General features: G+C 31.6%; 20 protein-coding genes. 17 read left to right on the top strand and 3 right to left on the bottom strand.

Annotated features, from left to right (window positions below):
- Window positions 1-241, top strand: a 241-nt coding sequence (locus IJ258_RS07060; RefSeq protein ID WP_292805003.1) for a hypothetical protein, incomplete at its 5' end; no start/stop codon positions are given.
- Window positions 242-289: 48 nt separating this feature from the next.
- Here the strand turns inward: IJ258_RS07060 and IJ258_RS07055 are convergent.
- The gene (locus tag IJ258_RS07055; RefSeq protein ID WP_292805000.1) at window positions 290-655 is read right to left on the bottom strand and encodes a hypothetical protein; all 366 of its coding nucleotides are present in this window, start codon (window positions 653-655) and stop codon (window positions 290-292) included.
- Window positions 656-841: 186 nt separating this feature from the next.
- On the opposite strand from IJ258_RS07055, the gene IJ258_RS07050 reads away from it, so the two are divergent.
- Genes IJ258_RS07050 through IJ258_RS07030 form a run of 5 tightly spaced genes read left to right on the top strand, consistent with a single transcriptional unit; the run spans window position 842 to window position 7954 of the window.
- Window positions 842-2569 carry an McrB family protein gene (locus IJ258_RS07050; protein WP_292804998.1) on the top strand — a complete coding sequence of 576 codons (1728 nt, stop codon included), beginning with the start codon at window positions 842-844 and terminating at the stop codon, window positions 2567-2569.
- 6 nt (window positions 2570-2575) lie between these two features.
- Window positions 2576-4450 carry a DUF2357 domain-containing protein gene (locus IJ258_RS07045; RefSeq protein WP_292804995.1) on the top strand — a complete coding sequence of 625 codons (1875 nt, stop codon included), beginning with the start codon at window positions 2576-2578 and terminating at the stop codon, window positions 4448-4450.
- Between the two features lie 45 nt (window positions 4451-4495).
- Window positions 4496-4888: a (deoxy)nucleoside triphosphate pyrophosphohydrolase gene (locus tag IJ258_RS07040; protein WP_292804992.1), complete on the top strand. Its 393-nt coding sequence runs from the start codon at window positions 4496-4498 to the stop codon at window positions 4886-4888.
- A 1-nt stretch (window position 4889) separates the two neighbouring features.
- Window positions 4890-5039 (top strand): hypothetical protein, encoded by a 150-nt coding sequence (locus tag IJ258_RS07035; RefSeq protein WP_292804989.1) that lies wholly within the window; start codon window positions 4890-4892, stop codon window positions 5037-5039.
- A gap of 2 nt (window positions 5040-5041) precedes the next feature.
- Complete coding sequence (locus tag IJ258_RS07030; protein WP_292804986.1) at window positions 5042-7954, top strand: DEAD/DEAH box helicase; 2913 nt, start codon at window positions 5042-5044, stop codon at window positions 7952-7954.
- A gap of 269 nt (window positions 7955-8223) precedes the next feature.
- Here the strand turns inward: IJ258_RS07030 and IJ258_RS07025 are convergent, their stop codons facing one another.
- Together IJ258_RS07025 and IJ258_RS07020 are read right to left on the bottom strand one after the other, a co-directional pair.
- Window positions 8224-8379 carry a hypothetical protein gene (locus tag IJ258_RS07025; protein ID WP_292804983.1) on the bottom strand — a complete coding sequence of 52 codons (156 nt, stop codon included), beginning with the start codon at window positions 8377-8379 and terminating at the stop codon, window positions 8224-8226.
- Between the two features lie 5 nt (window positions 8380-8384).
- The gene (locus IJ258_RS07020) at window positions 8385-8609 is read right to left on the bottom strand and encodes a hypothetical protein (RefSeq protein WP_292804980.1); all 225 of its coding nucleotides are present in this window, start codon (window positions 8607-8609) and stop codon (window positions 8385-8387) included.
- A 248-nt stretch (window positions 8610-8857) separates the two neighbouring features.
- Between IJ258_RS07020 and IJ258_RS07015 the strand changes: the two genes are divergently transcribed.
- The 11 genes from IJ258_RS07015 (at window position 8858) to IJ258_RS06965 (ending at window position 19354) form a co-directional block, all read left to right on the top strand.
- Window positions 8858-9475 (top strand): hypothetical protein, encoded by a 618-nt coding sequence (locus IJ258_RS07015; protein WP_292804976.1) that lies wholly within the window; start codon window positions 8858-8860, stop codon window positions 9473-9475.
- A gap of 33 nt (window positions 9476-9508) precedes the next feature.
- Window positions 9509-9688: a hypothetical protein gene (locus IJ258_RS07010; protein ID WP_292804973.1), complete on the top strand. Its 180-nt coding sequence runs from the start codon at window positions 9509-9511 to the stop codon at window positions 9686-9688.
- Window positions 9689-9940: 252 nt separating this feature from the next.
- The gene (locus IJ258_RS07005; protein ID WP_292804970.1) at window positions 9941-10543 is read left to right on the top strand and encodes a hypothetical protein; all 603 of its coding nucleotides are present in this window, start codon (window positions 9941-9943) and stop codon (window positions 10541-10543) included.
- Complete coding sequence (locus tag IJ258_RS07000) at window positions 10543-10743, top strand: hypothetical protein (RefSeq protein WP_292804967.1); 201 nt, start codon at window positions 10543-10545, stop codon at window positions 10741-10743. Before IJ258_RS07005 ends, IJ258_RS07000 begins: the two co-directional genes overlap by 1 nt.
- 230 nt (window positions 10744-10973) lie before the next feature.
- A complete protein-coding gene (locus tag IJ258_RS06995) occupies window positions 10974-11852 on the top strand; it encodes a hypothetical protein (RefSeq protein ID WP_292804964.1) in 879 nt (292 codons plus the stop codon).
- Window position 11853: 1 nt separating this feature from the next.
- Window positions 11854-12567: a hypothetical protein gene (locus IJ258_RS06990; protein WP_292804961.1), complete on the top strand. Its 714-nt coding sequence runs from the start codon at window positions 11854-11856 to the stop codon at window positions 12565-12567.
- A gap of 107 nt (window positions 12568-12674) precedes the next feature.
- Window positions 12675-13037, top strand: a complete 363-nt coding sequence (locus IJ258_RS06985) for a DUF2283 domain-containing protein (protein WP_292804958.1) — start codon at window positions 12675-12677, stop codon at window positions 13035-13037.
- Window positions 13038-13687: 650 nt separating this feature from the next.
- A complete protein-coding gene (locus tag IJ258_RS06980; protein ID WP_292804955.1) occupies window positions 13688-15265 on the top strand; it encodes an Ig-like domain-containing protein in 1578 nt (525 codons plus the stop codon).
- Window positions 15266-15319: 54 nt separating this feature from the next.
- Window positions 15320-16264: a hypothetical protein gene (locus IJ258_RS06975; protein ID WP_292804952.1), complete on the top strand. Its 945-nt coding sequence runs from the start codon at window positions 15320-15322 to the stop codon at window positions 16262-16264.
- Window positions 16265-16277: 13 nt separating this feature from the next.
- Window positions 16278-17132, top strand: a complete 855-nt coding sequence (locus tag IJ258_RS06970) for a zinc-ribbon domain-containing protein (RefSeq protein WP_292804949.1) — start codon at window positions 16278-16280, stop codon at window positions 17130-17132.
- A 77-nt stretch (window positions 17133-17209) separates the two neighbouring features.
- Entirely contained in the window at window positions 17210-19354 is a 2145-nt protein-coding gene (locus IJ258_RS06965; protein WP_292804946.1) for a hypothetical protein, read from the top strand.
- The last annotated feature ends 119 nt before the right edge of the window (window positions 19355-19473 follow it).

The following is a 19473-nucleotide window of genomic DNA, read 5'->3' as shown; positions in this document are numbered from 1 at the left end:
CTATGATGAAAAAGGACTGTGGGGTGAAAAAGGAGTATTTCTTTATATTTCAGGATATAACGGTCTCGGCGCGTCAAAACACACAAAAGTCACAAAAGTGAAATTCCTGTTTAAAAACTCAAAAACCGGAAAGGTAATTTCAAAAAGTCCTGTTAAACTTGGAAAGGATTTGGTTAAGATAAATCCTGTTAAAGGGTATGTTCCGGTTAGCATTAAGGTGTGGTATAAGGATAAGGCTTAGGTGAATTTTTTAACTATAGATGGGGTAAAAGCAGTTAGTCTAAACTGCTTATTTGACCCATTTGATTTTGTAGTAGAGGTGTGAGTCTCCACTGCTTGCTCTTAATTTGCAGAAATTCCAGCCTTTTTTGCTCCAGTCATCAGGATTCTTTGTATAGAATAATCTGAATTTGGACCCGCCTTTCTTTTTGGTGGTGTCATAAATCTTTTCACCATACATTTTGCTGTCCTTTTTGTTTTTCTTTAGTTTTGCTTTATAGGTTTTTCCTTTGTATTTGAATTTTGCTGTATAATATGTTTTGTGTTTCTTGATTTTAACAATCGGCTTGGCATCAACAGGTTCTACGGCATAAGCACAGAGCATGCCCACGAGAAAAATTGTTAAAACGGTTAAAATTAAAAATTTCTTGTTCATTTTATTCTCCTTTTTATACTTTTTAATATCAAATTTATAACGTCATATTTATAATGTTTTTTATTATTTGTTTGGGATAGTTATTAATTAACGATCGACATTTTTTAATATCTGTTTATATATAAATTGTATATAATCAAGGAAATATTGATTTCATTTCGCAAAACGGTCGTGCAGGTTTTTAATATGTCTGAAAATATACAGGTTGATTCATTTTATAGATATTTAATTTCTAATGGATATTATTTTGATAAAGAATTGATTGAAAACTATTTGTTGTCATTAAAGGTTAAGCCATTTGAAATATTAACTGGGAATTCTGGAACTGGAAAAACAAAATTATCTCAATTGTTTGCTAAATTTATATCAAGCAAAATTTCTCATCCTCTAATAAAAATTAATTTGACTGATTCTGTTTTAAATCAAAATCGTTGGGCAACTATAGGTAGGGATTCAATTAAAAATATATTTCCTTTTGAATATTATGAGGGGAACTATGATTTAACTATTGATGGAATACCTGCAAAGGGGTCAATTTATTTATTAGTTCAGCTAAGATATAAGGATGAGGAATTAACAAATTATTTTCAACAAATTTTAGATTCAGGAAAAGATGAGACCTATTTCAATATCAATTCGGAGTTAGTAAATAAATTTATTAGTAATGTTCCTATACCTATAGATCATAAAGCTGAAATTCATCAAACTTCCAATTTTTGTTCATATGATAATCGGGGTAAAAAACCAGAATGGAATTTAGAAACTGATTTCTATAAATATACTGTTTTTCCAAAAAGTTATTGTGAAGGAAGTATTTTTGTAAATGGCAAGGAATATTGGGCTAAAATTCGAATTACGGGAAAGTTATATTATGAAAAAGATAAAAAAATTCAAAAACATCTAAAACAAAAAAAGGATCAAGATGTTGAAATTATAATTAATGTTGATGATTCTTTTGAGAATGTTCCGGATTTAACTAATAATTACCTAGATTTATATAAAATAATACCTATTGGAGCAAATTGGACTGATAATACCAATATTGTCGGATATTATAATGTAATTACAGAAGATTATCAGTCAACTCCTGCATATGAATTAATTAAACAGGCTAAAAATGATCCAACTAATCCCTACTTTTTAATTTTAGACGAAATGAATCTGTCACATGTTGAAAGATATTTTGCTGATTTCCTGTCAGCTATTGAAAGTGGTGAAGAAATTCCATTATATGGTAATAATGAGACTTTAAAACTTCCAGATAATCTTTTCATAATAGGTACTGTTAATGTTGATGAAACAACTTATATGTTCTCACCAAAAGTATTGGATAGGGCAAATACTATTGAATTTGATACTTTGCGCGCATGGGATTATATGTTATCTGATTCCAGTGATGATGATTTTAAAGGAGACATTAATTACTTGCAATCTCCACTTGAAGATTCTGATATCTCTAATTTAAACATTGAAGATTTAAAGGAAATTTTATCTCAAATTTATAATGGTGAGGATAATTTATGGGATACTTTGGCAATGGAGCTCACAGGTTTTCAGGAAACTCTTAAAGATTCCAGTTTTGATTTTGGTTTTAGGGTAATCAACGAAATTTTAAGATTTATGGTAGTTGCATGGAGATATGAAAACGAACCTAAAGAGTGGAATAATTGGGAAAGATACTTTGATGCGCAAATCAAACAAAAAATCCTTCCAAAATTACATGGATCTGAAAAAGCTATTGGAAATGTCGTAACAAACTTGTTTAATATCTGTTTGGTTGAAAGAAACAATAATGAAAATCCTAAAAACTTTGAAGTCACAAAAGAAAACTCAAGATATTATACATCTGCATTAAAGCTTCAAAACATGGCTAAAGTATTGTCTGATCAAAGATATGTTTCATTTATTAATTAGATTTAAATGATTGAGCAAAAAGTAATAATTCATTTGACTGATGAGGAATCAGATAATCTTGGAACTTTAACAATTAGTTCGCTGGATTATAGGGGTAGCAAAGATTCCAATAGGGATATTTCTCATTCAATAACCTTAATTAATGTTCCAATTGTTGATGAGCCCGATAACTTGACTCCCATTCAATATTGTCCAGACATTGGAGCCAATTTTGCTAAATTACTATTTTTAGAAGAAACTGAGTATCAGGTACTATTCGAATCAAAAGATGTTAATGCTTCTTATGATGTGTTGTATTCATTAATAAAAATTAATGATAGTCATTTTAAAGAGTTTAGGTTTGATTTGGGTGATAAGAAGAATTATAAAATTGCAGGCACTTTGAATTTCAGAAGCTATGTCGGAAAATCATTTTTGGATATCAGAAAAGATGGGGTCAACTCGATTAAAATTCCAATTGAAGTTCGATCTAAAAAAATAGATTACTTTAACCAATACTCAGCAATGATAGCTGATTTGTCACAGCATGCATTAAGTTTAATATTTGAAGTTAATTCTCCTTTATATCAGGAATTTGAACTTGATTATAGACAAAAAGAAACATATTATGAAGATTTCATGTTTTTGGAGTATCTTTTCCGTCGTGATAATTTGCCTTCCATATTTGAATACATTTCTAAAAATTTACACTCACAATTGATAAATCATACAGAAACTGTTCCAATTTCATTTGCATCAAATGTAAATCAGAATACTTTAAAAAATATGGTTTCAAAGTCAAATAATCTATCTAAATCAGATGCTGATTTTAAAATAGTTGAAAAATTAAATGGTTATATTCCTCGTGAAATAGAACAAACCAAACATGAGGACATCATTGATGTTGCTGAAAACAGGTTTTTCAAATACTTTTTGGAATTGATACTGGAGTTAATTGAAAAGCTACTTAAAACATCTAAAGAAGGTTATATTAAAGATAAACTGCTGTCATTTGAAGAAGAAATGGAATATTTCCTGTCAAATAAGTTTTTCAATCATATTTCAACAATGGATTATGTTCCATTTAACTCACAGATACTGCAGAAAAAAGAGGGATATAGGGAAATATTTCAATACTTCCTGATGCTTGAATTTTCATTTAGATTAAGTTGGGATGAGATAAACAATCAATTTAAGGGTTTTGAAAAGAAATTATCTGAATTATATGAATATTGGTGCTATTTTAAATTGCTAAAAGTTTTAAATGAATTGAGCATAAAAAAGATTAATTTTGAAGATGTATTTAAAATCAATAAGGATAACTGGTCAATAAGTATTAAAAAAGGAATTGGGTCTCGTAAAACTTTTCATTTGAATTTATATGGCCATGATATTGAAATAGATTTGTTTTACAATTTAAGATTTTCAGATGGATCGCAATACCGGTCTTATTCACTTGCATTTAAACCGGATTATACACTGCTTGTAAAAATAAATGATGAAATTAACTATGTTCATTTTGATGCTAAATATAGGTCAGAACTGGAAATAATAGATTATTATGATACAATTGAATCAAATAAACAATTAGATGAGGAAATAGAAAAAAGAGATTCTCTTGAAGAAAAAGAAAGGCTTTTTAAAGATGGAGATATCTATAAAATGCATACCTATAAAGATTCAATTTTACTAACTGAAGGGTCATATGTTTTATATCCTGGAAACAGAACAAAAAAATTCTTAGAAACAAATACTGTAATCCCTTCTGTTGGAGCATTTTCTTTAACTCCTGGAAATGACGGATTTGAAGAGGATGATTTGGAATCATTTATTAAAGAAGTTATTTGGACTTTACTGTTTAATAAGGGTTTGACTACTCGAGAATGGGTAAGCAATAATTAACATTTATAACGTAAGCTGCCCTATATTTAACCAGGAGAAACAATCATGAAAACTTTAAATGTTGTTGCAGCTATTATCAAAAAGGACAATAAAATCCTTGCAACCAAAAGAGGCTATGGTGAATTCATTAACATGTGGGAATTTCCAGGCGGAAAAATAGAAAATTCAGAAACAAAAGAGGAAGCTTTAATAAGAGAAATCAAAGAGGAACTCGACTGCACAATAAAACCCACCAAGTTTGCCCTTGACCTCGAATACCAGTATCCTACTTTTTATCTTAAGATGTCATGCTATGAGGCAATAATTGAAAAGGGAACTCCAAAGCTTTTAGAACATAACGATGCAAGATGGCTCACTAAAGATCAACTAAACGATGTCAACTGGATTCCTGCCGATTTAAAAATCATAGATTACCTAAAAGAAACTATGGATGATTGAAATGACAGACAAAAGAATCACTTTAGCAAAGCGTAAACTTGAAGAACTCCAAAACAAGTTGGAAAAGGTCAAAGGCACTCCAAAAGAAGAGGAGTTCCAAATCCAAATAACCAAACTTGAAGATTTAATAAAACACCTTGAAGAGCAGTAATTATGAACATGGATGAAATCCTGAATGGTGCGAAAACCGCTTTTATAAATCAGCATTCCAGCTCCAGCTCTGATTTTCGTCCAAAATTATTATACAACAATAATCGCTCCAAGGTCATAAATTCAATCAGGGATGAACTCAGAAACTGTGATGAGTTCATAATCTCTGCTGCTTTCATCACCATGGGCGGAATCACTCCTTTACTGGAAGAATTTCGCAATCTAGAAAAGAGAAATATTAAGGGTAAAATCCTCACCACTGACTATCTGACTTTTACAGAACCTAAGGCGTTAAGAAAACTTAATGATTTTAAAAATATTGAAATCAAACTCTATTTGCAAAAAAATGAGGGGTTTCACACAAAGGGTTATATATTCAAAAAAGGGGATGTTTTTACTGGAATTGTCGGAAGTTCCAACATGACCATGAATGCACTTACTGTCAACAAGGAATGGAATGTTGAGTTCACCTCGATGTTGGAAGGTGAGATTCTTTTGGAACTTCGCTCCGAATTCAATGAGTTATGGCAAAATGCGGCAAGTCTTGAAGATGCACTTCCCGAGTATGAAAAAATCTATGATGCCAACAAAAAGTTCACCAATTTAAGAAAGCTTACCCAAAAGATTAAAGATGAGCATGTCACTTTAACTCCAAACTATATGCAGGAGCAGTTTCTTGAAAATATCAGAAATCTAATAAGTCATGGAGAGTCCCGTGCCATCCTTGTATCGGCCACAGGTACCGGTAAGACCTATGCATCTGCTTTTGCAGTTGATGATTTTGGGCCTGAAAGATTTCTCTTTCTGGTTCACAGGGAACAGATTGCCAAACAGTCAATTGAAGCTTACAAAAACGTATTCACTGACCATGAAAAATTCGGTCTGTTAACTGGTAACAACAAGGATTATGACAGTCCATATTTGTTTTCAACCATCCAGACCATGTCTAAGGAGGATGTTTACACCAAGTTTTCAAAAGACCACTTTGATTATATTGTAGTGGATGAGGTGCACAAGGCGGGGGCTCTGTCATACCTGAAAGTATTGGATTACTTTAAACCAAAATTTCTGCTGGGCATGACCGCTTCACCTGAGCGTACAGATGGTTTTAACATTTATGATTTGTTTGACAACAACATTGCCCATGAAATCCGTTTGCAGGAAGCTTTGGAAGAGGATTTGTTATGTCCGTTCCATTATTTCGGTATCAGTGATGTTGAATTCGATACCGGTGAAATCGATGATAATTTTACTGATTTCAATCTCCTGGCATCTGATGAGCGTGTTGATTATCTTATTGAAAAATCGGAATTCTATTCATATTCAGGCGAGAGAAGAAAGGCATTGGTATTCTGTTCAAGAAAAAGGGAAGCGGAATTATTGTCAGACAAATTCAACCAGAGGGGATATAAGTCAGTGTTTCTCTCAGGTGATGACGCACAGGAAAAAAGACGTGATGCCATTGACAGGCTGACCAATGATGCAAATCCGGATAAAATTGAGTTTATTTTCACTGTTGACATTTTCAATGAGGGTGTTGACATTCCTGAAATCAATCAGGTTCTTTTGGTCAGGCCTACCGAGTCTCCAATCATTTTCATCCAGCAGCTTGGAAGGGGCCTTAGGAAATACAAAAACAAGGAGTATGTGGTTATTCTTGACTTTATCGGAAACTACAAAAACAATTTCATGATTCCGATTGCCCTTTCAGGTGACAGGACTTATGACAAGGATCGTATTAGGAAATATCTGATGGAGGGAAACAAGATTATTCCCGGTGCCTCTTCAATCAACTTTGATGAGATTTCACAAAAGCGTATATATGATTCAATCAACAACACTTCATTCAACAGAAAGGCCTTGTTTAAAGAAAAGTACACTCAATTAAAATACAAGTTGGGAAGGATCCCTTCACTTTATGACTTCGCAATTAACGGAGAATTCAATCCTGAACTGATCCTTGCGCACAAGGATTATCCGACATACCATGATTTCCTGTCAGACATTGAGGATGACTACACTTCAGAGATTCCAGACGATGAAATCGACCCTCTTAAATTCATCACTAAAAAACTTCTAAAAGGAATCAGGCCACATGAGCTGGTTATTCTGGAATGCTTGAAAATCAACAAATACTTTACAGTCCCTCAAATTGAGAAATACCTTAATGACAATTTCAATCTCACTAACCAAACCGATTCAATTAAAGGTGCAATCAACTATCTGAGCCTGGACTTTTACCGCAAGGAAAAAGGCGACGGATATCAGGCAAACACAATTGAAAAACTGGTAAAAAATCCTGAAAATCTCTTTTTCAAATCATCATCAGATGACAGGTTTGAAATATCCGACCAGTTTAAAAAATCACTTTCAAATCCAATATTTTATGAACATCTAAACGATGCGCTGCAGTATGCATTCCACAAATACGAAAGCGTATACAAATCTGACTCCAGATTCAAGCTGTATGAAAAATACTCACGTGAGGATGCGCTGAGACTTCTTGACTGGAAATACTACATGAACGGTCAAAACATCGGAGGATACAAGATTAAATACAATACATGTCCAATATTTGTAACCTACCACAAGTCCGAAGACATCTCACAAACCATCAACTACGAAGACCACTTCATAACCAAGGACTCCTTCAACTGGATGAGTAGAAACAATCGTAAAACCTCTTCAAAGGAACTGGAACCTCTAATCAACTACACTGACTTGGAAATTGAACTGTTCATTCAGAAAAACAATGATGAGGGAATTGAATTTTACTACATCGGCAGGATGACTCCATTAAGCTATAAACAGATGTACAGGGAAATCGACGGCAAGACCCATCCTATAGTCAACTTCAAATTCCACATCGAAAGTGAAGTTTCCGAAGAGATGTATTCCTATTTTGTCAATGACTGATTTTTGTTTTCAAACATTTTCAGCTATTTACTCGAAAAAAATTTCCTGACAGTAACTTGATATTTTCACCATGTTTTGCATTTAAAAATAGATAAAATTACTTCATGTGTGTTCCTTAAATTTTGCTTTAAAATTGTCCATGAAAGTCTATTTAACACGTTTTAGCATTTTTACACTTGAAACATATCTTTCGTTTGAGTTTCCTCAATGATTATCCCTTAGTGTTTAATCTTTTTTGATTTCTTTGAGTTTGTCGATGGAAAAACCAGTTAGATGGGAAATAATGTCCTCATCAATTCCTCCATTAAACCTTTTTGGGCAATTTTGAGTATACCGTCGGCTTTTCCGTCGAAGTATATGGTGTCGAATCCTTCTCCGTATTTTTGGATTATGCGTTCGACTTCAGGGTTTTTTGTTTGTAACATTTCAATCAACTAGAAAATTCATAATCATTGAAAAATCTGTTAAGAACTTTAATTTCGCAAAGAATGATTTTCTTTTTAAAATCTAAGTCTGAAATATTGTTTTTGGAAAGTATTAAACAAATCATGGTCATTAATGATTTGATGGGTAAGTCAATATCCATGTCTGGCAACAAAAGCAAGTCTATTGCCTCCTTATCAGATAATTCCTCTTGTGTACCTGTTTTGTACACAAGACTATTTTAAACTTTCCTGCCATCTTTTTGTCTAATGAAGATGGTGTCGACGTGGAGAGGTATGTTATTTTCTATTTCCGTTTTATTTTCAAGATGGGATATTATATTTGGAGTTGATTTCATTATTTCTTTAATGCAATATTGCCTTAAACTTGTAAAATTGCTCTTAAAAATTCATTTATTAACTCATTTGCTTTTTATTTTTAAAATAAAGCTTTATAAGTTTTATAAACCAATATCTGTTCATGAAATTTAGAAATATTTTAATTTGTGTCTATGTACTGTTAGTTTGTATGTTGGGTATTGGCGATGATTTTGAAGATTATCAAAAATTGAAAACCGAAAATGTTTCCTCAATTCAAATGGAGGATCTGCCGTCTGAATTCAGTGATGAGGCATTTAAAACAGTTGATGAATTCATTAAAAAAACTCAAAATCTTGATTATGAATTTGTAGTATATTTTGATTATGTGTCTGGAGAAATTCTTAAATGTGCAAAGGGGATAAAAGATAGTGTTAAAATAACATTTGAAGATGGTGAGTTTGAAGGGCATCATGTGGCGTCCATTCATAATCACAGTAAGTATTCCTTGTCTGCTCCATCGGGCATAAATTTTGGAATTTTTGACAGACCATTTGAAGACTATGAATTGGTTGCAGGTTTTAGTTCATTCTGGATATTAGAGGCCAAAGGAGTGTATAAGGGGTTATCATTTTTGTTGAATATTTGTTCTGATGATATTGCAGACTCCTGTCTTGAATTGTGTGTTTCTAGATATTCTGATGATGAAATAATCAACAAAATGCATGATATTATATATGGGAGTGAATTATTAAAGTATATAAATGATAAAATCATATAGGGTATACAATTAACTAAAAAGGAGTATGTTACTATGGACAATGCTGTAAATACTATTGGATATAGTTGTAGAAAACTACCTACTCATGAAGAAATTGAACTTGCTCGAAAAAGAGTAGCTGATCCCACTATTTTAACTGGCAAGGATAGACTTTATGCTCTCTATAAGATGCTTGGTTTTGATGTTGAGTATGATGAAATCTTTGCTGACTAAAAGATTTTATTTTTTCATGGGTTTTTAAAGATAACGGGTTCCATTTAAATTTGTTAGTTGAATTTAAATTCATTGCAAATCTATTTTTTGTTGTGCAATATTGCCTTAAACTTGTAAAATTACTCTTAAAAATTCATTTATTAAGTCATTTGCTTTTTATTTTTAAAATAAAGCTTTATAAGTTTTATAAACCAATATCTGTTCATGAAATTTAGAAATATTTTAATTTGTGTATATGTGCTATTAGTTTGTATGTTGGATATTGGCGATGATTTTGAAGATTATCAAAAATTGAAAACCGAAAATGTTTCCTCAATTCGAATGGAGGATCTGCCGTCTGAATTCAGTGATGAGGCATTTAAAACAGTTGATGAATTCATTAAAAAAACTCGAAATCTTGACTATGAATTTGTAGTATATTTTGATTATGTGACTGGAGAAATTCTTAAATGTGCAAAAGGAATAAAAAATAATGTTAAAATAACATTTGATGATGGTGAGTTTGAAGGGCATCATGTTGTATCTATTCATAATCATACAAAAGATTCATATTCTCCTCCATCTGATAGAAATTTTGGTGTTTTAATAAGAGATTTTGAGGATTATGAATTAGTTGCAAGCGTAAAAGAACTATTGATTTTAAAATCAAAAGGAATAAATATTTTATTTCATTTATTTTTAAAAGAATATGCTCGATCAATTTTAAAATCTTGTCAAAATGATTGTGATGAAAAATATTCGGATTCTGAAAAAGCTAATGATATTTGTGATATTATGTATGGGATTGCATTATCAAATTATATAAATGATAAAAACATAAAAGGTATACAATTAACTAGAATGGGGTATGACTAATGACTATTAAATCAAAAATACATTGTGCAGAATACTACTGTACAAAAAAACCCACACCTGAAGAGCATGAAAAAATTAGGGAAAGAATTAATGACCCTAATATTCCAACAGGAATGGATATGCTACGAACTATATTTGAGAAAAGGGGATTAGAATTTGATGAGGCAATGTTTGATAATATTGCCGATAATTTAGATTAATTCCCTTTTATTTTTTTTAAGTATATAATATATTACGTATCTTATGTCTCGAAATATACGTTACACTTGAACATATACTTTTTTTGATTTATTTTGGTAAAATAAGTTATTTTAAGCTATTTTAATTAATTTGGCTATATTATATACATTTTTTAATTTTTGGATTATTCAATATATTTATATATTATTAAAACATATTATAATTTAATTAATTTTTTGGAGGAAATGGTATGATTTCAAATATAATTAAAACCAATAATGAATTGACTAAAAATGTAATTTGTTTATTTAAAGAAAACAGTATGCCTATTAACGAATTAGTACTTCAAAAAGTAATATATAAAGTAAAAATGGATTTGGGTGAAGACCATCCATTGTATGATGATTTGCCATATTATTGGTATTGCTATGGTCCGTTCAGTGAAACTTTAAGATTTTCATTTAATGAATCTAAAAAATATTTAACAGCTGTTGGTGAAAATTATTCTTTGAATGATAAATATTTGGACAGATTTAATGGTAATGACATAAATGATTTTCCAGAAATCACCGAATCAATTTTAAATTTAATTTCTAAAGGTAATTATGTTTATTCGGCGTTGGCTGAAGATATTTATAAGGATTTTGCTCCTTTAGATATGCTTCACGAATTCAAATATGGTATTTTTAATCCAACTGGAAATGATAAGTTCATTGGTGATGGAGATGAATATGTTATGTCATTTAGGAATTGTCAATGTAAATTAATTCCAATTATTTATATGCAAGATTTTAGTTTAATTTTCACTAAATTCACTCGCCAAATTGATTTTTTAAATGATGAAAATTTAATATCTGAAAAATGGAATATTCTAAAAAAACCTATTAAAAATCTTTGGTTTAGTTTTGCCCAAGGTTTAAGATGTCTGGAACATGATTCATTTTATGATGAAAACTATACTCAATGGAATCAAAAATTTCAAACTTCAATTTATAATTTAGATCATATAGTTGATGATTTTATTAATAAATCAGATGAGTGGATAGATTTTACAAAATATGCTGACTGTTCTCACGAAGATAGAGGATTTTTAGGTCCATTAATTGATATCTATTTTGAGGAGGATTAATATGAATTATCATTTCTTAGATAGCAATATTTTTCTATCAATTGCTACTAAAGACAGTGCAAAAGATATTTGCGAAAAATACTTTAAATCCAACTCAATTAAAGTTACTAGTGAGAATGTTAAAAAAGAATCGAATAATGTACTCTCTAAGCTTGAAAAAATTTCATTTGAAGTTATTGGTTGTATTAGGAAATTTATTTTAGTTAATAAAATTCCTGATGAAAAAATTGCCTCTTCATTATATATTGTTAAAAGAAAATTTTTAAATAAATATTCTTTTGAAGATTATCCATTTGGATTTAATAGGAAAAAATTTCTAAAAATTGTTAATAGGTTATTTTCTTACTATAATGATATTTTAAAATATTCTATTAGTTCCTCTTTTGAAATCTGGATAAATGAAGAATTTTTGACTTTAAAATCAGATTATAAAAATTATTATTCTGCTCTTAACTTTCTTTTTAAAAAAGTGGATTTATATCATTATTCTATTAATTTAGGGGATGCTCAAATTATTGGTTTTCTTAATGATATAGGAATTCATAGCCCGGATGCAGAAATTCTATTGGATGCCTTTAAAACATCTGATAAATTGGATAATGTAATTTATTTTATTACTCGAGATAATGGAATAATTAATAATTCAACTGGTATTTTTTCTATATTTAATGGAGAAGTTATTCCGAAAAAACCTGAAGAGTTTCTTAATAACTGATATTGCATGCCTTAATATTGATTATATGTTGTTAGAATACATAATAAGTAATAATTGTGAATTAATCGATTCAATCAAAAAATAAATTATGTAAATGGATGAAATGTATGGCTAGATTAAGATATGATTATGATTATAAAAACAATTCATTATTTGTTTATTCTAGTGATCCTTATGAATATGATGTTTCAATTGAGTTGGATAATGATGTAACATTGGATTTGGATATCAATTCCAAACCTGTTGCATTTGAATTTTTAAATGCATCTGAACTATTTAACCTAGATAAAGGTTATTTCAAAAATTTGGTTAGTATCACTATCCAAGCAGCCATTACTGAAGAAAACATTTGTTTGAATGTTCAGTTAGTTGCCATTATTCATAATAATGCGCAAATATTTGATGCAAGCAGAATAACCAGTAATTTAAATAATATTCCTGCAATCGAAACTCAATTAATTACAGTTTAAATTAATTTATCTTATAGTGAAAGAATACATTGACCTTAAAGGTCAGTGGGTGAAACGAAGCATTAAAAGAGATTTACTTTTCAAATGATCTCTCTATTTCTTTATATAAATTCCATTCTGATAAATATTTGAAGAAAGTTAATGATACATTGGATGTTGACTAAAAAGTTCTTAAATAACAAAAGTTACATGTATTGCAACTTATGATAAAAATCATTAAAAAGGATTAACTTCCTTATTTTTCTTATTTTTTTTAGTTCATTTCATGGACTATATTTTAGTCAGAGTAATAAATTTATAATTACGTACGTATCTTTGTCTCAATAAGATTCGAACCGTTTAATGTATGATATTTTTTACATAAATTTTGTTCAGTATTTTTAATCATTTAATAATTTTTATATTAATTTTTGTTATGAATATTTATTTTTATTAATAATTCTTGATTTGGATAAATTTTAATTGTATTTTCTGAACATTTATTAGATAATTGTAATATTTCAAGATATTGTACTATTTTTTTTTACCAAATTAACTCATATGTCCATTATTTTTTACATTTAATGAATAACTATTATATACAATTTTAAACAGATTTATTAACATAGGTAAATATTGTCCTATGATTAAATTAATTTAAAAGGGATATTATGTTGAAAAAGAAGAGTGGATTATTAATCCTACTGTTATTAATAGTAAGTATTTGTGCTATGTCCTCTGTTAGTGCTGCAGATAATGCTACTGATACTATAGCAACTGATAATCAGGAAGTGGAGGAGATAGTAGCAGATGTTGGTGAGGATACGTATGAAGCAACAGCAGATGATGAGGTTGCAATTGAAGAAAATGATGAGGTGTTATCTACTGTAAATGATGACTCAATAATATCTAAGGATGAATCTGAGGAGGCTCTTTCAGCAGCTATACCTGTTTATTCATATCAGTATACTGTTAAAATTTTAGACGACAATCAGATTTCATCAACAAGTGGTGGAAAGTTCTATTATTATCTTAGTCCATATAGTATGTATTATACTGAAGCGTATAATTTCAAGTTTGTCTTTTTTGATGTGCATGGCACTCAAGTTCAGGAAACCCAATATTACTATGGTGATCAAGGTTCAGCCTCTGCAGGTAATTACTATATCACTCTTGGAAAAAATTTTCTTAAACCAGGCCTTTATATGGTAGGTGCATATAATAAAGCTGATGGCAACCTTATGAGTGCAAATTCAATTAAGGTTAGTGGAAACGCAGTAATTACTGCAAATGATTTCAATGGGGTTTATAATACCGGAACCATGACTGCAAGAGTAACTGATACAAAAGGAAATCCTCTTACATCTATGGGATTGAATGTGGTATATAAAAAAGGCAGTACTGAGGTAAAAGAATCTTATGTAACTGATTCCAACGGTTATATTTCATTCACACCTGCTGTAGGTGTTGGAACTTGGAGTGTTACATTTTCATCACAATTATCTTACGTAACTGCAGCTGCTGTTACAAAAACTGCTGTAATCACTAAAGCCCCTGTAAGTATTAAAGCTTATAAAGTGACTGAGTATAAAGGTTTCAAGACAACTATTAAGGCAAAAGTGACCAGTAATGGTAAGGCTGTTAACGAAGGAACAGTCACATTCAAAATCAACGGTAAAACCTATAAAGTTGCTGTTAAAAATGGATGGGCTACTAAATCTATTAAATTAAGTAAAACCAAAACCTACAAATACACTGCTAAATTTAATGGAAATGCCAACTTACAGGCTTCTAAAAAGGTTAAAGCTAAAGCTGTTTTGAAAAAACGTCTTAAAACCAAAATTGTAATGAAAAAACAATATTCTATTTATTCCACTGCCAGTAAAATAATCACTATAAAGGTTAAAACTACTAGTGGTAAGAATGTTAAAGACGGTAAGCTTAAAATCAGAGCTAACGGTGCAACCAGTTATGCTACCGTTAAAAATGGAAAAGCTAAAGTATTGCTGTATGGTTTGGGAATGAAACATTTTAAATCAATGAGCGGTAACACTGAAACTTATAAAAAAGTTATTAATAAAGTTGTTAAGCTGAAATATATTCCAGCATCCCATAAATATAAATCCAGCAGCAAAAAGGTTAAGGCAACTTCCAGATTCAAATGCCCTGGATGTGGTAAGACAACTACTCACAACCATTATTCAGTTGGATATTTCTATACACATGTCCAAGTTATTAAAGTAGTCTAAGAGGAATTATTTCCTCTTTATTTTTCTTTTTTTTTCAATAAATGAGGAGATTATATGAATTATAAAACTTTTTTTAAAATATTTCTAATTTTAATAGTTGCTGTGGCAGCTATAAGCTATGTAAGTGCTGAAGATATTTTGCTCAGCGACGGTACCTATAAGGTGGGCGATGATCTTCCTGCAGGCGAATATTATGTGAAATGCAATACCTACAATCTTTACCTTGCAGTTTCATCAGACTCTTCAGGTGATCTTGACAGTGTTATCTACAACCTCAACACACACGGTGGGGTATACATCACAGTTGAAGACGGAGAATACCTTGAAATTCAGGGTGGTGATTTATACGAGCTTGATGACTCTCCAGACAGGGAAGCTGAAGACGGACACTATAAGGAAGGAATGTATAAGGTAGGCGATGACATCCCTGCAGGGAAATATACTGTCAAATCCACTGAAGAGCAGGCATATATTGAAATAACCAAGAATTCCAGACATCAGATTGAAGATATCGTTGAAAACGACAACTTCAAAACCGACAAGGACATAACCCTTGAAAACGGCCAGTATATCATACTTAGAAACGGTGCACAGATTGATGCTGACAATAAAGACACATCCGCTCCTAAAACCACTACCAAAAAGGTAATCATTGAAGGAATAGAATTCAAGCTTCCGGACGGATATAATGAGGATGCAAGCGCATCATTTGATGATTACGAACAGAAACTCGAAAATGGCGTTAAAATGTTCATCTCCGAGAAAACCTTCAAGAAAGGTAAAGACAACATAACATTCAGTGTAATATCATATGACAAGCGTAAAGTTGACAATTCCGTTGTTGAACAGGTTGCAGGAGATTCAAAAACAATCAATGGAGTTAAAGGATATGACTATGATATTGAAGGGGTTCAAGGATTTGCTTATGCAAAAGACAATAAGCTAGTTTCAATTGTCGGGGCTGATGATAATCTGTTAAAAGAAATAGTTGTAAAATGATTAAGGTGATATTATGAAATTCTGTCCAAAATGCGGATGTGAAAATCCGGATCCTGCAAAGTTCTGCATAGATTGCGGTGCTGAATTGCCGGAAGTTCCATCCAAACCGCAAAACACATCCCAAAAGCCAGCTGAAAAGAACAAATGGATAGCTCCAATACTTGATATCGTCGGAGGTCTGATTTCATATTTCCTGTGTGGAATCGGACATATATTCTATCTGCGTTTATATAAAAGAGGACTGGTATTCTGTACTGTCGGTGCTTTTATCATGGCTTTTAACCTGCTTCTTCAGTGGGCGGCAGGTGAAAGTTTGGCTGTCACTTTAGTCTCTCTTGTTCTTGGAATGGGATGGACTATTTATGCAGCATATGATGCTATTAAATGCTCAGAGGCAATCAATGAAGGAAGAATGGTTCCTCCATTATTTGGAATTGCTGATCCGGAGGCCATGTCACGTTCGCAGCACATAATTCTTATTGTACTACTTATTGTTGCTTTAATTGCAGCAGGAGCTTTTGCAGTCGCTCAAGTAGCATCTGATGATGATGTTGACAGCGGCCTTGTAAGTAATGTGGGAAACATCAACACTGTAAGCTCAGATGAGGGTCTGCAGATAAGAATCTCATGTCCGGTTGACTGGTCAGCATCTGTTGGTGATGGAGATGCCAGCACAATGTATGAGGGAACAGGCGATGAGGTCATTGAAATCGATGAGTCACAATATGATGTAATTGCCGCTGCTGTGCAGAAAAAGACCAGCGGGTCAGACAAGCTTGAAGTTCAAATTATAAAAGACGGAAATGTTGTGGATGATGAAAGCACCACCAAGGATTATGGTGTGGTAACTGTCAGCACAACTATCTAGGAGTTTGATTTTTAATCAAACTTTCTTTTCTTTTTTTAAACTAAAACAATATTAATCAGTATAACATATATTTTACCATGAAAGTCAAACTTCTCCTGCTGTTTATAATTCTTTTTTTGCTGAGTTTAGGTGCTCTCAGCGCAGAGGACAATTCCACTTCTGACAATTTAACCGAAAAAATCGAAGTAACGTTCGATGAGCAGATGTGGCATGAGAATCTAAGCGACATTGATGTAAAACTGCCCGAAAATGCCTCAGGGGATTTTGCCGTAAAAATAGATGATGAGGTAATATATAACCGTACAATCACTGAAAAATCATTTAAGGTTCCAATCACACTTCCCGAAAGGACTCATGAACTTGTTGTTTCAATCTGGCCGCCTATTGACTGCAGGTATTATAAGGTAAGTGCCTTTTATAATGGGGCTGATTTGAACATCACCACTCCATTGAAGATAATGAAATATTCTCCGGACTATAATATGCTTCATTTTCCACAGGAGATATTGCAGGGTGATAAATACTCTACACTTCTGGCTTTTCCAAGATCTGCTAACGGAATAGTTGAATTTTATATTGATGATGAACTTCTAAACAGAACCACATCAAGACCGACCGTTTACTTTTCCGATAATCCGTTTTCAGGACTGTCTCTTGGAGACCATACATTCAGGGTTGTCTATCATGGAGACAGCTATTATCATCCATACAACAGGACATTCAACTTCACAGTCACAAATGTGGTAATAAGCATTCCTGAAGTGATAAACATCGGGCATGATGACTGCATAAGCGTTAAAACACAGGAAAACATCAATGGAAATGTTAAAGTATATCTTGACGATAAGCTGATTGTTAATTCAAACACGGATAACGGGGAATTCATAATGTCTCTTGAAGGGTATCTGAAATATACAAACCGTGAAATCAAGGTCATCTACACTTCAAAGGATTTCTCAAGAACAAAGATACAATCTGTAAATATGAGCTATGACCTTGAGGTATGGACTGACCATTTCACATATGGCAATCAGAACATCCTTGAAATCTATCTGCCGGATACATTAAACAATAACCTGCTTAAAACAACAATCAACGGTCAGACATATCAGTTTAAACGATCAACTACTGTAAATAATATCGTTGAGATAGATATTTCAAACTTAAGGGCAGGAACATATACATTGTTCATGTCATACTCAGGAGATGTGAAATATTATGCATTGAATAAGACATGCAACTTTACAATCGACTATTCCATAAGCATTCCGTATTATTTCCACTTTGAAAGTGATTCAAAAGTGTATCTTAAACTTCCAGGTGACGCACAGGGAGATTTGGTAGTTTATGCTGACGGCAAGCACTTCAAATCAGTAAAACTTAGAGGGGGTTACGCTGAAATCAACATTGCATCACTGAATCTCGGATATCATGACATACTGGCACAGTACAGCGGAAGTGATTATGCGGTAAAAAACCAATCAGAGAAAGTCTACATCGCTGCCAAAATCACTTACCAGTGGGAATTTACGGCAGGAGATAACCAATACATTACAGTTAAGGTTCCAAGCCAGTCCAAAGGATATGTGATATTTGAAATTGATGAAAAGCAGTACAGGATTAATGTAAAAGACGGAATCGCTAAATTGTCTCTTAAAAACCTGAAAGTCGGCGATTATGAAGTTAATATTGAGTATCATGGTGAAGATGGATTTACTGATTTGGATAATTGGGCGGAATTAAGTGTCATTGCTCCAAAAATCAAATTCATATCTTTTAAGGCAAATTTCAAGGGAATAAATGTTAAAATGAAGCTTTTAACTCAAAATGGCAAGGCACTGGCAAACAAGGTCGTGACTGTCAAGTTCAACGGCAAAACATACAAAATCAAAACCAACAAAAAAGGCATCATGACATTTAAAAAATCAATGAAGCTCAAAAACAAAAAATACTCATTGAAAATTGAGTATATGGGATTTAAGCTTACAAAAAAGATAAAGGCAGTGCCAATTATTTTAAAAGTGTCTAAAACCAAAAAGAAACTGGTAATTAAGGTCACAATCAGCAAAAAAGTCAAAAATAAAGTGGTCTCAGTCAAAATCAACTCCAAAAAGTATCTGATTAAAACCAACAAAAATGGCGTTGCAGGCTTGACTGTTAAAAAACCTAAAACAATAAAGTCAATTAGTGCAACATATTTGAAAAATACTGTTAAAATTTAGGTAAAATTTGAATATATTAAAAGATTGTCATTTTTTTATTTTATTTTTATAATATTTTGAAAATTTATTATTATTTTTATAATATTTAACTAAAATAATTCACTTTTTTTAAAAAATAT

The sequence above is a fragment of the Methanobrevibacter sp. genome (assembly GCF_017468685.1).
In the GTDB taxonomy this organism is placed as follows: Archaea; Methanobacteriota; Methanobacteria; order Methanobacteriales; family Methanobacteriaceae; genus Methanocatella.
The sequence above is the reverse complement of the archived record's forward strand: the minus strand, read 5'-3'. Positions and strand labels throughout refer to the sequence as shown.

What these genes read in the sequence shown, in the direction of transcription:
- IJ258_RS07025 (WP_292804983.1), bottom strand. Translation starts at nt 8,379, where the DNA reads ATGTTACAAACAAAAAACCCTGAAGTCGAACGCATAATCCAAAAATAC.
- IJ258_RS06975 (WP_292804952.1), top strand. Translation starts at nt 15,320, where the DNA reads ATGAATTATAAAACTTTTTTTAAAATATTTCTAATTTTAATAGTTGCT.
- IJ258_RS07055 (WP_292805000.1), bottom strand. Translation starts at nt 655, where the DNA reads ATGAACAAGAAATTTTTAATTTTAACCGTTTTAACAATTTTTCTCGTG.
- IJ258_RS06990 (WP_292804961.1), top strand. Translation starts at nt 11,854, where the DNA reads ATGAATTATCATTTCTTAGATAGCAATATTTTTCTATCAATTGCTACT.
- IJ258_RS06980 (WP_292804955.1), top strand. Translation starts at nt 13,688, where the DNA reads ATGTTGAAAAAGAAGAGTGGATTATTAATCCTACTGTTATTAATAGTA.
- IJ258_RS07050 (WP_292804998.1), top strand. Translation starts at nt 842, where the DNA reads ATGTCTGAAAATATACAGGTTGATTCATTTTATAGATATTTAATTTCT.
- IJ258_RS07040 (WP_292804992.1), top strand. Translation starts at nt 4,496, where the DNA reads ATGAAAACTTTAAATGTTGTTGCAGCTATTATCAAAAAGGACAATAAA.
- IJ258_RS07035 (WP_292804989.1), top strand. Translation starts at nt 4,890, where the DNA reads ATGACAGACAAAAGAATCACTTTAGCAAAGCGTAAACTTGAAGAACTC.
- IJ258_RS06985 (WP_292804958.1), top strand. Translation starts at nt 12,675, where the DNA reads ATGGCTAGATTAAGATATGATTATGATTATAAAAACAATTCATTATTT.
- IJ258_RS06965 (WP_292804946.1), top strand. Translation starts at nt 17,210, where the DNA reads ATGAAAGTCAAACTTCTCCTGCTGTTTATAATTCTTTTTTTGCTGAGT.
- IJ258_RS07010 (WP_292804973.1), top strand. Translation starts at nt 9,509, where the DNA reads ATGGACAATGCTGTAAATACTATTGGATATAGTTGTAGAAAACTACCT.
- IJ258_RS07015 (WP_292804976.1), top strand. Translation starts at nt 8,858, where the DNA reads ATGAAATTTAGAAATATTTTAATTTGTGTCTATGTACTGTTAGTTTGT.
- IJ258_RS07005 (WP_292804970.1), top strand. Translation starts at nt 9,941, where the DNA reads ATGTTGGATATTGGCGATGATTTTGAAGATTATCAAAAATTGAAAACC.
- IJ258_RS07000 (WP_292804967.1), top strand. Translation starts at nt 10,543, where the DNA reads ATGACTATTAAATCAAAAATACATTGTGCAGAATACTACTGTACAAAA.
- IJ258_RS06970 (WP_292804949.1), top strand. Translation starts at nt 16,278, where the DNA reads ATGAAATTCTGTCCAAAATGCGGATGTGAAAATCCGGATCCTGCAAAG.
- IJ258_RS06995 (WP_292804964.1), top strand. Translation starts at nt 10,974, where the DNA reads ATGATTTCAAATATAATTAAAACCAATAATGAATTGACTAAAAATGTA.
- IJ258_RS07045 (WP_292804995.1), top strand. Translation starts at nt 2,576, where the DNA reads ATGATTGAGCAAAAAGTAATAATTCATTTGACTGATGAGGAATCAGAT.
- IJ258_RS07030 (WP_292804986.1), top strand. Translation starts at nt 5,042, where the DNA reads ATGAACATGGATGAAATCCTGAATGGTGCGAAAACCGCTTTTATAAAT.